Raw genomic sequence first — 13,821 nt, 5'->3', positions numbered from 1 at the left:
ATTCTAATAGCGAAACGAGACAACGAACAAAAGTTGCAAGGAGATGGTGATGATAGTCAGCGCAAATCAACCACCCGACGAAGTTGTGCGATTATCTTCCGGAACCGGCGTCGCCTGTGGTTTCGATTCGAGATTCGTACTTCGAAATCGCTTCGTTCAACGCGTTGCTTGCGTCGATGTCCAACGATTCGGCGAGCGAGAGCAGGGCAAACAGTGTATCACCGATTTCGTCTTCGTTCACCGAAATCGACTCCGGCGACGCGCCGTAGTCGGTCGATTCGTTCGCATCTTTCGCCAGTTCGCCGATTTCGGCCGTGAGGTCGAGCAGTCGGTACGCGGGCGGGGCATCCATGTCGTGCTCCGCGAGGAATTTTGCGACAGTTTGTTGTTCTTTCATAGAGGTACACTTTCGAGGTGATGGTTTAGAACCCACGGGTCGAAGTGAAAGCATGGAGTTCGAAATCAGCACCTCGGAGCGAGTGGCCGTCGTGGATATTACTGAACAGGTAGAGCGGCGTGTTTTTTCGGACGCCGAAACCTGCACCGTTTTCGTCCCGCACACGACCGCAGGCGTGGTCGTGAACGAAGACGAATCCCGACTGCTTTCCGACCTCGAAACCGCGCTTTCCGCGCTCGTTCCTGAAGACGACGGCTATCGACACGACGAAATCGACGACAACGCGGACGCTCATCTCCGTTCGATGCTTCTCGGTTCCAGCGTCACGATTCCAGTTTCGGATGGCGGCCTGGCTCTCGGGACGTGGCAATCGGTTCTGTTCGTGGACTGCGATGGCCCGCGAACGCGCCGGGTTATCGTCAGATAAGTCGCGCGCCGCAGTTCCGACACTCGACTTTCTTTTTCCCGGTGGCGGTTCGCTCCACGGAGAGCGAACCGCCGGAACTGCACTCCGGACAGACGCTTTTTCCGGTTTCGCTGGCTTGGTGTTGTGCCATCCACCGTAGGTTTTTCTCGGCGTGATGGAGGCGGTTTTTCGTCGTTTCGAGTTCGTCGCGGAGGGCTTTGACTTGTGCTTGGAGGTCGTCTTCTCGCAGCTCGTCGGTCGTCTGTTGGTCGTCCGAGGTGCTCGTCGTGGTTTCCGATTCGTTTGCCGTCATTGCTATCTATCCTTGTTGCGTGCTATCTCTACTCACTCTCGGGGAGAGCAAAAACTTGTGGGCGAAAATTGCGAGAGACTGTCGCGTGGAAAAACAAATTAAAAAACGAGTTAGTCCGCCTTCGTCGGGTCGGAACCGCGACCGGAACCGAGTCGGTCGATTGCACTCTCGAAGTCGCTCTCGTCCTCTGTAATGGCGTCCCATGCTTCGAGGCCGCGTTCCTCGCGTGTTCCTTCGACCGTGTTGTCGAGGAAGAACGCGACGAAACCGCCGACTGCCATTCCGGTTCCGAGGATGACGTACAGCGTATTCGCAACGAGGTCGGTGCCCAAGGCCGGGCCGAGCACCGCGACGTTCGCCAACCCCTCTTGGAACAGTTCCGCACCGGACTGTTCCGTTCCTGCGCCGAGGCCGCCGATGTACGCCGGAATTGCGAGTCCGGCGAACATGGCGAAGCCGACGATGAACAGGTTGCGCTGGGAGTCCAAATCGACGTATTTCAGGTTTGATAGGCCGACCGCGGCGATTTGCCCGAACATGGCGATGAACAGGCCGCCGACGATTGGACTCGGAATAGTTGCGACGAGTTGGCCGAAGTAGCCGACGAAACCGACGACGAGCATCAAGATAGCCCCAATCTGAACCACGTGGCGCGAGGCGACTCCAGTCAGACCGATTGCTCCGATGTTTTCCGAATACGAGGTCGAACCGTTTCCGGTGCCCATGATTCCAGCGAAAACGCTGGCGATGCCTTCCATTCCGATGCCGTGGTCGATGCGCTTTCTGCTCGGCGCGCCGACGCCCGACAGTCGGGCGACGGCGTGGTAGTCGCCGAAACTCTCAATCATCGACGCGACGACGCCCGCGAACATGCCGATGATGTAGGGAAGCGTGAAGCGCGGCATTCCCCACTGAAGCGGCATTACTGGCTGAATCGGCTGGGCACTCGCCACTTGCCCGAGCGCGACGTGACCCGGCGCTCCCGGAGAGTAGAATCCGGTCACCGACAGAATCGCGGCGATGAGCCACGCAGAGACGACACCGAGGAGAACGGGAAACAGTCGAAACGCGCGATGGTTGTCGAGATACTGCGAGAAGAGAACGATGAGTCCGACCGTCAGGCCGACGAGCCACCAGTTCTGATTGGTCGCCGTAATCTGCGGAACGTTGAAGAGCGACAGGCCGATGAGTGTGATGGTCGGCGCGATGACGACCGGCGAGAGATACTTTTTCAGTCGGCCCATCAAGCCGAGATAGCCGACCAGCACTTCGACGGCGGCCGCCGCGATGACCGCCCCTTGTAGTTCGAGCAAGGTGACGCGCCATCCACCGCCAATCACGCCAATAATCGCCAACGCGGGTGCGAGCATCGAAAACGTCGCCCCCTGCACGATTGGATACCGATTGCCGACCGTCGTCTGAGCCAGTGTGGCGAGTCCGGAGACGACGAAGAAAGTGCCGACGAACTGCGCCGTCTGGTCTGCGGGCATCTCCATCGCGCCCGCGAGCGCCAACGGAACGGCGATGTTCGCGCCAATCATCGTGAGATAATGTTGGAATCCCAGGAGAACCGATTCCCCCGTTGGTGGTTTGTCCTCGATGCCGTACTCCACGAACGACGCTTCTTCGAGTGCCCCGTCTTCCGGTATTCCCTCTTCCGATGCCCTCTTTTTCACGCCGTTTGCGTCCGCAGACTCCCCATTCGTGTCATCTGTCGTTCCTGTCATGTCTTCTCAGTCGCGGTCTGTTGTTCGGATTCCTCGTAATCGGCATAAAAGTGCCGTTACGAACTTCGTAGGAGAAGTTACGACTTTCGAAGTTGGGTGACGGATGGCCGATTCGGCAGTGCCGTCATCGCTCCCGATTCGGTCGTCGTCAGGGCGGCGACGGCGTTGGCGAACGCGAGCACTTCAGAGAGTGGTTCTCCTTCGGCGAGTGCTGCCATCGCGCCAGCAGTGAACGCATCTCCAGCACCCGTTGTGTCTTCCACTGAAACGTCGTAGCCTGAATGGCTCAAGGAGTTCTCACCCCACGGCGCGTCCTCGGATGCATGAGCATGGGAACCGTCCTCGCCGAGCGTTAGCAGGCAGGTGTGCGGCCCGGCTTCGCAGACATCGACCGCGAGTGTGACCGGATTTTCCGCGTCGAATCCAGCCATGTTGAGGTCTTCTGGAGTCGCCTTCACCACGTCCGAGAGACCGAGCATCTGGTCAACCATGTCGAGATACCCGTTTTCCGGCCACAGTTCGGTGCGGGCGTTCGGGTCGAACACGACCGAACAGCCCGCTTTTTTCGCGCGTTCCGCGAGGTCAAGCGTCGCCCGGCGACCCGGATTCGAGGCCAGCATGACGCCACCGACGTACACCCATTCGATGTCGGCCAGCACGTCGTCCTCCACGCCACCGGGGCGAAGTTGCGTGTCCGCGGTGCCGTCGCGGTAGAAGCTAAACTCTCGGTCGCCGGTTTCGTCGTGGGTGACGAACGCCAGCGTCGTCTTCGCGTCGGAGTCTCGTTCTACGAATCGGTCGGGGAGGGTTTCTGCCAGCGTGTCCGCGAGAAAATCACCGAATGGATCGTCCGCAACACGAGTCCAGAACCACGGCGTTTCGTCCAGTTTGGAGAGCGCGACTGCGACGTTCGCAGGTGCCCCGCCCGGCCTGCGGTCGAACGAAGACACGTTCGAGAGCGTGCCGGGCTGTTCCGGGAGGAAGTCCACGAGCGTTTCCCCGGAGACGAGGATTCGCGGCTTCGGTGTTTCCGTCATGGTTTCCCGTGAGAAGCCCAGCAGGAAAGGGTTTGCTTACTCGATGTGGTTTGTCGCGTGGGTGAGAGTGTTTTCGGTCACGTTGTTTCAAGGGCAGAAAAACCGATTAAAATCACGGGGCAGGCGGGCCGTCGGCCTGCCCGCCCAAATCAAAGCCGATGGCTCGGATACCGATCGTATTCCGAGCTTCCAGTCAAATAAAAACGACACTCGGTTGGCGGGCGAGTGTAGTGCACTCGCCCGCCTGCTTGGTTAGAATACGCACTATCGAGACGAAAATCAAACCGTCTGCTCACGCCTCAGAGCAGTTCATCCAGAGACGTTTTGCTCGTCTCGATGTAGCCGTAATCGAGGGTGAACACCTCAAGCGAGAGCGTTCCGTCCCAATCGTCGGGCAACGCCCCAAAAATCTCGCGGAAGTCGATGGTTCCCGACCCGAACGGGAGATGTTCGTCTCTCGCCAGTCGCGTGTCGTTCAGGTGGAAGTGTGAAATTCGGTCGCCGTGGCTCCCGACGAAGGAAGCCATCCCACCCGAATCCAGTCCGTCGATTCGCGCGTGGCCCGTGTCGAGAGTCATCGAAGCGTTCGTCTCGTCGAAAATTCGGTCGAAATCGTGGATGGTAAACCACCCGCCGGGGATGTTTTCGACGCAGATTTCGAAGCCGAGGTCGTCCGCAAAACCGTCGATTTTCCGTACTGATTCGACGATGTTCGACGCGACGATTTCCGCATCCCACGCGGGCTTCCACGCGCTCGAACTGGCGTGGAGGACACCTTTGGTCGCGCCGAACGCATTCGCCGTTTCGACGGCGGTCTGAACTTCTCGAATTGTTCCCTCCCGAACGTATTCGAAAGGAGAACCGATGTCGAGCGCGAATGGAAGATGAACCGTGAGGTCGATATTGCACTTCTCTGCACGCGCGCGAACAGCATCCGGGTCGAGATGCTGGCGTTCGGTCGCTCCGTCCATCATCAGTTCCACATAGTCGAACCCGAGGTCATCCGCGATTTCGAACGCCTCCTCGTACTCCATCCCGATTTGCGTGACGAATCCCGTCTTCGCATTCATTTCGTTCATTCAATCGTATCTCTGGTGTGGTCGGCGGTCACCGCCAAACTGATTGATTCGACTGATTGCCGCCAGTCAACGAGATGCTCACCGTCTGGTTGCTGTCGAATGCGTACACACCGTGAGAGTACGTTCCCGGTTCGCTCGGGAGCGTCCCCGAACTGACCTCGAAGGTCACCGTTCGTGACTCGTTCGCACCGAGCGTCACGGTTTGCCGTTGGGCGGTGATACCCTCGACCCGATACTGTAGTTCCTCGGTGCCAGTTCTGTTGCCGGGATTTCGAACGGTCGCCGAGACGTTGAACGACTGGCCGACCGGAAGGGATTCCGGCGCGCTGAGGTTCGTCACCTCGAACGGACTTTCCACCGGCCCTGCGACGGCGCGACCCGGTGGAACCGTGGGATTGCCGACGTTCGTATCGATGTTCGTCTCGGTGAACGCGATGCCGTTGGTTTCGACCGACAGCAATCCAGCGGCAAGCCGAGCGTGCGAAACGCCCGACGGTGCCGCGAGTCTCCCGTCTTCGAGGGCTTGTCGCGTCCTGTTCGCCTCGGAGGGAGTCACGTTATCTCCGAGCGCGATTCGCGTGTTCGTCACGACTGCGGTGGTTCTGTCTGCCGTCACCGCGCCGCGTTCCACGAACAGCGTCAACGTCCCGTCTCGGAGCGTTAGCAAGCCTTTTTCGATATTGAGCGGAACACCAGCAAGCGAGACAGTCTCATTCTCGACCAGTGCGGGTTCGAAGGTCGCGTTGGTTTGTTGTGATTGATTGGCTTGCTGTGATTGCTGTTGACCTGTCTGTTGTTGTCCTACCCGCTGTAGTTGCGACTGTTGTGTCCCGTCGGTCGACTGTGCGACACCGGCCATTGGCGCGACGACGAGTGCGACCACCACGAAGACGACGCCGAATCGAAATCCCTGCATTGTGCGCGTTCTACTTCGGTCGGTGCGTTAAACCGTCCAGACCGTTCGTGGTGTTCGTCGGTGATAAATTTTCAATTTTTCAACATTACTGCCGATTACTGCTCCGGTAGGGCGAACAACTGACCGATTACTTCGTGAACAGTCTATAACAGTCGATAATGATTATTCGGTTGCACTGGTCGAACAACGGGGACGAAGATGCCAGAAGAACAACCGGAGACACGATTCGATTTCACGCGACGCTCCTTTCTCGGCCAGTCGGGACTCGCAGGCGGAATAGTGCTGTCGGGGCACGCCGCCGACGTCGCGCGCGGAGAAGTACAACAACAAGACACACAAAATGGCGATACCGGCGTAGACGAGGACGCGCTCGTTCAACTCGACATCAACCAAGCGCGACTGGTACAGGCGATGGCGGAGCGGATTTACCCGTCTGATGAGTTCGGGCCGGGTGCTGTCGAAACCGGCGTCGTCTACTTCATCGACCGCCAACTTGCGGGGGCGTGGGGACAGGGCGAAAACTGGTATATGGAACCGCCGTTCGTCAACCAGTTCGAGGACGCGATTCCGAATCAGGGCTGGCAATCGAACCTCACACCGGTCGAAACCTACGAGTTCGCGCTGGAGTGGACTGAGGAGTACGCAAACAACGAGTTCGGCGGGAGCTTTCTCGACCTATCTACCGACCAGCAAGACGAACTGCTCACGGCGCTCGAAAACGACGAACCCAACAACTTCCGCTCGGTCAAACCGTCGGAGTTTTTCACGCTCTTTCGCACGAACGTTCTGGAGGGCGTCTACTGTGACCCCACCTACGGCGGCAATCGGAATATGGCCGGATGGCGGATGAAGCGTTTCCCCGGGTCGCCCGGCGCGCTCGGCAGTTACAAGGAACTCATCGGCAGGAAGGGATTCATTCGAATCCCGCCGCAAGGCGTCGAGGACGACGTGGAATCCACCGGAATCGAAACCGGCACGGGTTCGTCGGAGTCGTCGAACTCGTCCGAATCGACCGCTCACAGCCACGGCCCGCGGTACGAAATGGAAAGTGAGCAGGACGACGCACAGGAAAACGACGCACACGGAAATTCGGAGGGCGATACCGATGCCTGAAGTGTTAGACCCGGTCGATGTGGTCTGTGTCGGCGTCGGGTGGACGGGCGGAATTATCGGTAAGGAACTCGCGGAGGACGGCAAGCAGGTCGTCGGCATCGAGCGCGGCGGTGAGCGCGGCCCCGAGGATTATCTCACCATGCACAACGAACTGCGCTATGCCCTGCGCTACGAAATGATGCAAGACCTCTCGAAGGGCACTCTGACGTTCCGAAATGAACCGAATCAAAAGGCCCTGCCGATGCGGCAACTGGGGTCGTTTCTCCCCGGCAAGGGCGTCGGCGGAGCGGGCGTTCACTGGAACGGCCAGACGTGGCGATTCCTTCCCTACGACTTCGAAATTCGGTCGCGGACGCTCGACAGATACGGCCCGGAGAAGATTCCGGAGAACATGCAGTTACAGGACTGGGGAATCACCTATGACGAACTCAGGCCGTACTACCAGACGTTCGAGGAGATGACCGGCATTTCGGGTGCGGCGGGCAACCTCAACGGGAACATACAGGACGAAGGCAATCCGTTCGAAGGGCCACGAGAGGAGTATCCGACGCAACCCATGATTACCTCGCCACTTCTGAGTCGGTTCATGGAGGCCTCGGCGAGCGTCGGTTACCATCCATTTATGGCACCTTCGGCGAACCTTTCGGAGGCGTACACGAACCCCGACGGGGTCGCGCGCGGGCCGTGTCAGTACTGCGGCTACTGCGAACGCTTCGGTTGTGAGTGGGGCGCGAAAGCAGACCCGACGGTCACCGTTCTCCCGTCCGCACAGGAAACCGGCAACTTCGAACTGCGAACGCAGTGTGACGCGCGTCGCCTCGTTTACGACGAACAGGAAGGTCGCGTAACCGGCGTAAAGTACGTCGATACGGTGGACAACACGGTGTACATTCAACCGGCGGAGGTCGTCGCGCTCACGGCCTACGCACTCTGGAACGTCAAACTGCTCCTGTTGTCGAACATCGGCGAACCCTACGACCCGGAAACCGGCGAGGGAACCGTTGGAAAGAACTACTGCTATCAGAACTTCGGCGGCGGCGCGGCAGGGTATTTCGACGACGAGGAGTGGAACCTCTACATGGGTGCGGGTGCGCTCGGGGCCGCGGTGGACGACTGGAACGGCGACAACTTCGATCACACCGATCTGGACTTCATTCACGGCGGCAACATTTCCATCAGCCAAACCGGCAAGCGACCGATTGCGAACAACGAATCGCCGCCGAACGTGGAAAAGGAGTGGGGTGGCGAGTTCAAACGCGCCAGCGTCAAATATCACAACAGCACGGCCAGCATCTCAGCACAGGGTGCAGTCATGCCCCACCGCACCAACTACCTCGACTTAGACCCGACCTACACCGACGAGTGGGGCGACCCACTGCTTCGGATGACGTTCAACTGGACGGAACAGGACAGAAAACTCGCCGAGTTCGAAGGACAGCGCTGTGCCGAAATCATCGAAGCGATGGGGCCAACGAAGATGGGCGTCGGAACGGAGGTTATCGGCGAGGGCGGAAACTACGACATTCGACCGTACCAATCGACGCACAACACGGGCGGCGCAATTATGGGTTCTGACCCAAACCAGTCGGTCGTCAACTCCTATCTCCAGTGTTGGGACGCGGAAAATCTGTTCGTGCCCGGAGCCTCGGCGTTCCCGCACAACAGCGGCTACAATCCGACCGGAACGGTCGGCGCGCTAGCGTACCGGGCGGCAGACGGCATCAAGCAGTATTTCAAGCGACCACGGATGCTCGGATAGGACGCAAAAATTAGTTCGGTCGGTTGCGGTGGCGGTGCGGGCGGTTCACGAAACGACTATTTTCGCTTCGTCGGAGTGTTAGTTCCCGCCATCATTGCCTCCACCGCCACCGTTTCCGCCGCCTCCGCCACCGCCACCGTTTCCGCCGCCTCCGCCACCGCCTTGCAGACTAACTTCTCCGACCATCGTCGTCGGATGAATGACACAGATGTACTGCGCCACGTCCTGCGTGGCGACGAAGCGAAGCGTCTGGGTCGCACCCTGCTGTGTAATCGTCTCTGTCACGTCGATTGCGTCATCGGGGGGCGTTACCTGACCGCCGCCACCGCCGCCTTGTCCGCCACCGCCGCCGCCGCCTTGATTACCACCCTGTCCGCCGCCGCCCATGTTCGTCTGCACGTCGGGGAAGATGACGGGAAGGTTCTGCCCGTCCGCGTCCTGCAAGGCGAAGTTGTGCGGTTGGCCGTCGATATTCTCCCACGTCACCTCGTACACGTTTCCCGTCTGTAGCTCAAGCGTCGGGTTCTGCTGGCCCTGAATGGACTGCGGTGAGCGCCCCTGCCACGCTTGTACCTCGCCGCCGAATTCGAAAGACTCCGCGACGTTTTGTCCCTGTGCCAACGAGACTGTAGGGAGTGTGGAGAGTCCGACCAGCGAAGCGCCTGTGGCTCTGAGAAACCGTCTGCGAGTCGTCCGTCTGTGAGGTTTTTGTCCGTGAGCAGCCTGTCCCTGGATTCGGGGTTCGTCGGTTGGTGGGTTTGTCATACCGCAAAAGCGCACAGCGAGCGCATTAATAAACGAGAGTCATCGTTCGAAGCGTTATCCGGCTATCTCGGAACGTTGTACGACTCGTCGGCGCGAGTCAGCCGACGTTTCGGGGAAGTAATGGCGAAAACCGGATTTGTATCGAGGTTTCAGACGTAGCCTTTGACGCTCGTGTGAACGCCCATCGCTTCGAGCGTTTCCTCCAAGGCGTCGAGGACGACCGCGAGGTCTTGCTGGAGGGCATATTCGCGGTACTTCCCGCCCGCGGAGCCTTCGTTGATTTCGGAGACGGAGAGGATACCGAGCATCGAGAGGTCGTCGAGATGCTCGCGGAGCCAGCGCGCAGTGAGGGCTTCGCGTTGGGCGGCGTCTGAAAGCGCTTTATACCGGGAGTAGATTTCGCGCGACCGAGCGGGCGTTTCGCTTTCGGCTTCGAGCGTTGCGAGCGCGTAGACGACCAGTCGTTCGTGGTCGTTCAGGTCGGCGATTCCGCGGGCGACCTGCTCGCGTTCGAGCAAGTCCCGGCCCCGGCGAACGTGCTCCTCCGAAACGCGTGCGGCGTTTTCCTCGCGGGCGAGGTCGCCAGCTTTCAGAAGCAAATCGAGTGCTTTTCGCGCGTCACCGGATTCCTGCGCACCGAACGCGGCGCACAGCGGAATCACGTCGTCCGTCAGCACGTCGTCTTTGAACGCGACTTCTCGACGTTGGTCGAGAACGGCGCGAAGTTCGTTCGCGTCGTAGGTCGAAAACGAAATCGAGCGTTCACAGAGCGACGAGCGAACTTTCGGTGACAGACCGTCTCGGAAAGTGAGGTCGTTGCTGATGCCGATGAGGCCGATTCGGGCCTCGGTGAGGTTTTCGTTCTCGCGCGCACGGGAGAGTTGGTAGAGAATGCTGTCGTCTTTGAGATGGTCGATTTCGTCCAGCACCAACAGGATGATGCCGCCGTGGGTGTCGAGTTCGTCCCACATCAGTTCGTACACCTGCGACCGCGAATAGCCGGTTTCGCTGATGCGGTTGGCCGGGTCACGGAGCGTGTTCACGAGATGGCTGGCCACGCGATAGCTGGAGTTCAAGCCGTCGCAGTTGACGAGTTCCGTGAAGATTTCCAAGTCATCGTAGTCGCCCGCGTTATGTTCAAGTTTATCGAGTAGGAATCGCGTCGCCGCCGTTTTCCCAACACCGGCCTTGCCGTAGAGAAAGATGTTGTCCGGTTGCTCGCCGTAGATGGCGGGCTGGAGCGCACCGTGATACTCGGCCAACTCAGAATCACGCCCGACCAGCGTATCGGGCGTGTAATCGTCAAGCAATGCCTCCCGATGTTTGTACGGAGAGTGTTCGCGGACGAACTCGAATGAACCCATTACTCCACCGCAAACGGAGCAGGGTCATAACGCTTCCGAACCACCTGTTCCTATGTTTCCTGTGTTTCGTGTGAAACGGCTGTGTCTGACGGATAGGGTTTGTAGTCCCGTTTCTCGGGGGTTTGGCGGTTGTTGGGCGTCCATCGATTGTCGGGTAAATCACCCCGAAACCACCCGTTCCGCTGAGTCTTCTGTTTCTTTTGACTCGTTTGTTTAAGTACCACCCCCACCCCTCAGTTCCGCTGTATCTGTGAGAAAGAGGGGTGGGGATGTGACGGAGGACTCTAGAATGGGAAGGTTCAAGTCATCATCACTACAACAATATCCGTAAACCAGACGAAATAGACTATTTCACCGAAATAGTTGATGAATAATTCATTTTCTCGAATTTCTGTCTCACCCCCACCACCCTTTTCGACGAGAAAACAACGGAATCGAGGGGTGGGGGTGTTTATAAACTAAATAAGACAGCGGAAACACAGGAAAGAACGGCACATCCCGTCTCACCCCACGTCTATAGAGAACAACGGAACGATGGGGTGGGTGAGAACCCCCGTGAAAGCAGATAACGATGGAAGCCAGCGAGAACGAGGCTTCCAAAGACAGCGGAACGACGGTGTATGAGGTGTGAGAAACAGTGCCGTATCTTTCTCCGACTGTTTCCATACTGCCCTTCTCACACTAACTTCGTTCCTTCCGAGCGGTAGATAGGCGGGTAAAACTTCTTTAAACGCCCTGAATAGTTCGATGTATTAGCTGATAAACAGCGGAACGATGGGGTACCGCATCACTCCTCACGTCATGAAACCGGTCGATGTTTCGATGGCAACCGACCGAAACGACGCTTATAACAGGCGAATGACGAAACTGGCAGACCGATAGTCGAAAGACAGTGAAACGACGAAAAACAGCGGAACGACGGGGTAATCAATGTACAATAACAGCGAGCGGCACCGACACGGAAGACAGCGGAACGACGGGGTACAATCTGAATCGGTGTTATCCAGAGAAAGTCGTCAGACACAGCGGAACAATGGGGTCGGTCGGGAACCGAGGAATGACACGGGTTGATAGGTACCAAGGAATGGCACGAGGAGGAGGCAAACCGAGGAACAACGCAAAATGTGGTTCCGAGTCCGAGAGGCAGAGGGAGAAGTAGTGCGAGAGATAGATGGGTGTAGAATGAAAGGTAGTGCGAGAGGCAGAGAGTGATATCCTTAGAGGATGATGCTCTTTTTCCGCACCATCTCCTCGATGGTCAGGTGTAATCCCTGCCGACCGATGCCCGAACCCTTGTTCCCGCCGAACGGGATGTCGCCGAGTCCGTGGCTCGGCGCACCGTTGATTCTGACCGCTCCGGCGTCGAGTTTGTCGGCCATCCGCCGCGCGCGGTCGTACTCCGCCGTGAACACTGCGGCGTCGAGCGCCAAGTCGCCGCCGTTCGAGATGTCGAGGGCTTCCTCCTCGGTTTCGAACGTGGTGACCGCCGCGATGGGGCCAAACTGCTCTTCGTGGACGATTCGGGCGTCGTTCGGGACGTTCGCCAGCAGAGTCGGTTCGAAGAACTGGCCGTCGCGATCGCCGCCGCGAATCAGGTCGGCACCTTTCTCCACCGCATCTTCGACGAGTTCTTCGACCCAATCCGCTTGGTCTTCGCTGATGAGTGGCCCCATCTGCGTCTCTTCGTCGAACAAGTCGCCAATGACCCAGTTGTCCATCTCCGCTTCCAGTCGCTCGACCACTTCGTCGTGAACGTCCTCGTGTGCGACGACTCGACTCACGGCCGAACACCGTTGTCCGGCGTACTTGAGCGACCCTTTGGCACAGGCACCGGCTACGTCGGAGAGGTCGGCATCCGGGAAGACGACAGCGGGCGCGTTTCCGCCGAGTTCCATGTGGAGGTTGACCATGCCGCTCTTTCGTGCGACGTGTTTCCCTGCCGGACTGGAACCGGTCATCGTTATCATGTTGATGCGGTCGTCGCCGACGAGCAGGTCACCGATTTCGCTGGCACTGCCGGGCGTGAAGTTGAACGCACCGTTAGGAATGTCCTGCTCGGAAATCACCTCGGCGAGAATCGCCGCGCTCACTGGTGTCTTGCTCGCCGGTTTGAGGATGACGCAGTTGCCCGCCGCGAGCGCGGGGGCGACTTCCAACGCCGTCGTTGCGAGGGGATAGTTGTAGGGCGTGATTGCCAGAATGGTCCCGACCGGTTCCGGCTTGATGATGGCTTCCCAGCCCTCGTGTCCGTCCGTCGTTCCTTCGCGAAACTCGCCGCGGAGGTCGTGGGCTTCTTCTGCGGCGCGGCGGAAGCGTTCGGCGGCGCTTTCGACTTCGCCGCGCGCGCTGGAAATCGGCTTGCCTGCTTCGCGGACGATGACTTCCGCCAACTCCTCTTTTCGGTCGAGAAGGCCGTCAGCGATTTCCTCCATCCACCCCGCTCGCTGTGGAATCGTCGTCTCGCGCATTTCGGCTTCCGCGCGCTGGGCGGCCGCGAGCGCGTTGTCGGCTAGTTCTGCGTCAGCGGCAGCGACTTCGGCGAAGATACCGTCTTCCGCGAGGTCGGTTACCTCAAGCACGTCGTCGGTATCTAGCCATTCGCCATCGATGAACAACTGCTCTCGGCGGTGGAGACGTTTCTGTGTCATAGCTATCCCTTCGCACTCCGTCGGTAAATTATTTACTCACAATTGGATTAATGGCTCTCGTTATTTCCGACGCTTCCCGTGGAAAATGCTACCGAGTCACGTTCGGTACGCTATCGTGCACCGTTCGACAGTTCGACATTTCGCACGTCGGACGGCACTCTTGCAGGAAATCCGCGGCGCAGACGTATTTCTGTATTGGCCGTTCATGAACTGGACAATGTACTGGCCGCATCATTCCTATCCCTTTAGAATTCTACCTTCTTTTCGGACTGATCTTCTACCCTCGGATTATTCCTC

General features: G+C 58.7%; 12 protein-coding genes. 3 read left to right on the top strand and 9 right to left on the bottom strand.

Going from position 1 to position 13,821, the window contains the following annotated elements; genetic code table 11:
* Nucleotides 1–91 precede the first annotated feature (91 nt).
* Nucleotides 92–397, bottom strand: a complete 306-nt coding sequence (locus HL45_RS08700) for a MazG nucleotide pyrophosphohydrolase domain-containing protein (RefSeq protein ID WP_049970725.1) — start codon at nt 395–397, stop codon at nt 92–94.
* A gap of 52 nt (nt 398–449) precedes the next feature.
* Here HL45_RS08700 and HL45_RS08695 point away from each other — a divergent pair, with 52 nt between their 5' ends.
* Nucleotides 450–824: a secondary thiamine-phosphate synthase enzyme YjbQ gene (locus HL45_RS08695; RefSeq protein WP_049970724.1), complete on the top strand. Its 375-nt coding sequence runs from the start codon at nt 450–452 to the stop codon at nt 822–824.
* Here the strand turns inward: HL45_RS08695 and HL45_RS08690 are convergent.
* The 5 genes from HL45_RS08690 to HL45_RS08665 form a co-directional block, all read right to left on the bottom strand.
* The gene (locus tag HL45_RS08690; RefSeq protein WP_049970723.1) at nt 817–1,116 is read right to left on the bottom strand and encodes a DUF5320 domain-containing protein; all 300 of its coding nucleotides are present in this window, start codon (nt 1,114–1,116) and stop codon (nt 817–819) included. The genes HL45_RS08695 and HL45_RS08690 overlap by 8 nt on opposite strands.
* Nucleotides 1,117–1,226: 110 nt before the next feature.
* Nucleotides 1,227–2,843, bottom strand: coding sequence for a uracil-xanthine permease family protein (locus tag HL45_RS08685; RefSeq protein WP_084156832.1), 1,617 nt, complete (start codon nt 2,841–2,843; stop codon nt 1,227–1,229).
* 77 nt (nt 2,844–2,920) lie between these two features.
* A complete protein-coding gene (locus HL45_RS08680) occupies nt 2,921–3,880 on the bottom strand; it encodes a carbohydrate kinase family protein (RefSeq protein WP_049970722.1) in 960 nt (319 codons plus the stop codon).
* A 299-nt stretch (nt 3,881–4,179) separates the two neighbouring features.
* Nucleotides 4,180–4,959, bottom strand: a complete 780-nt coding sequence (locus HL45_RS08670; protein WP_233274728.1) for a sugar phosphate isomerase/epimerase family protein — start codon at nt 4,957–4,959, stop codon at nt 4,180–4,182.
* Nucleotides 4,960–4,987: 28 nt separating this feature from the next.
* On the bottom strand, nt 4,988–5,875 hold the full coding sequence (locus HL45_RS08665) for a hypothetical protein (RefSeq protein WP_049970720.1): 888 nt from the start codon (nt 5,873–5,875) through the stop codon (nt 4,988–4,990).
* A 198-nt stretch (nt 5,876–6,073) separates the two neighbouring features.
* On the opposite strand from HL45_RS08665, the gene HL45_RS08660 reads away from it, so the two are divergent.
* Together HL45_RS08660 and HL45_RS08655 are read left to right on the top strand one after the other, a co-directional pair.
* A complete protein-coding gene (locus HL45_RS08660) occupies nt 6,074–6,988 on the top strand; it encodes a gluconate 2-dehydrogenase subunit 3 family protein (RefSeq protein ID WP_049970719.1) in 915 nt (304 codons plus the stop codon).
* A complete protein-coding gene (locus HL45_RS08655; protein WP_049970718.1) occupies nt 6,981–8,747 on the top strand; it encodes a GMC family oxidoreductase in 1,767 nt (588 codons plus the stop codon). Before HL45_RS08660 ends, HL45_RS08655 begins: the two co-directional genes overlap by 8 nt.
* A gap of 78 nt (nt 8,748–8,825) precedes the next feature.
* Here the strand turns inward: HL45_RS08655 and HL45_RS20800 are convergent, their stop codons facing one another.
* The 3 genes from HL45_RS20800 to HL45_RS08640 form a co-directional block, all read right to left on the bottom strand.
* Nucleotides 8,826–9,512 (bottom strand): hypothetical protein, encoded by a 687-nt coding sequence (locus HL45_RS20800; protein ID WP_049970717.1) that lies wholly within the window; start codon nt 9,510–9,512, stop codon nt 8,826–8,828.
* 149 nt (nt 9,513–9,661) lie between these two features.
* On the bottom strand, nt 9,662–10,876 hold the full coding sequence (locus tag HL45_RS08645) for a Cdc6/Cdc18 family protein (RefSeq protein ID WP_049970716.1): 1,215 nt from the start codon (nt 10,874–10,876) through the stop codon (nt 9,662–9,664).
* A gap of 1,217 nt (nt 10,877–12,093) precedes the next feature.
* The gene (locus HL45_RS08640; RefSeq protein ID WP_049970715.1) at nt 12,094–13,524 is read right to left on the bottom strand and encodes an aldehyde dehydrogenase family protein; all 1,431 of its coding nucleotides are present in this window, start codon (nt 13,522–13,524) and stop codon (nt 12,094–12,096) included.
* Nucleotides 13,525–13,821 lie beyond the last annotated feature (297 nt).

The organism is Haladaptatus cibarius D43 (assembly GCF_000710615.1).
GTDB lineage: Archaea > Halobacteriota > Halobacteria > Halobacteriales > Haladaptataceae > Haladaptatus > Haladaptatus cibarius.
Note: the sequence above shows the minus strand (reverse complement) of the source record. Positions and strands in the feature narration are given on the sequence as shown.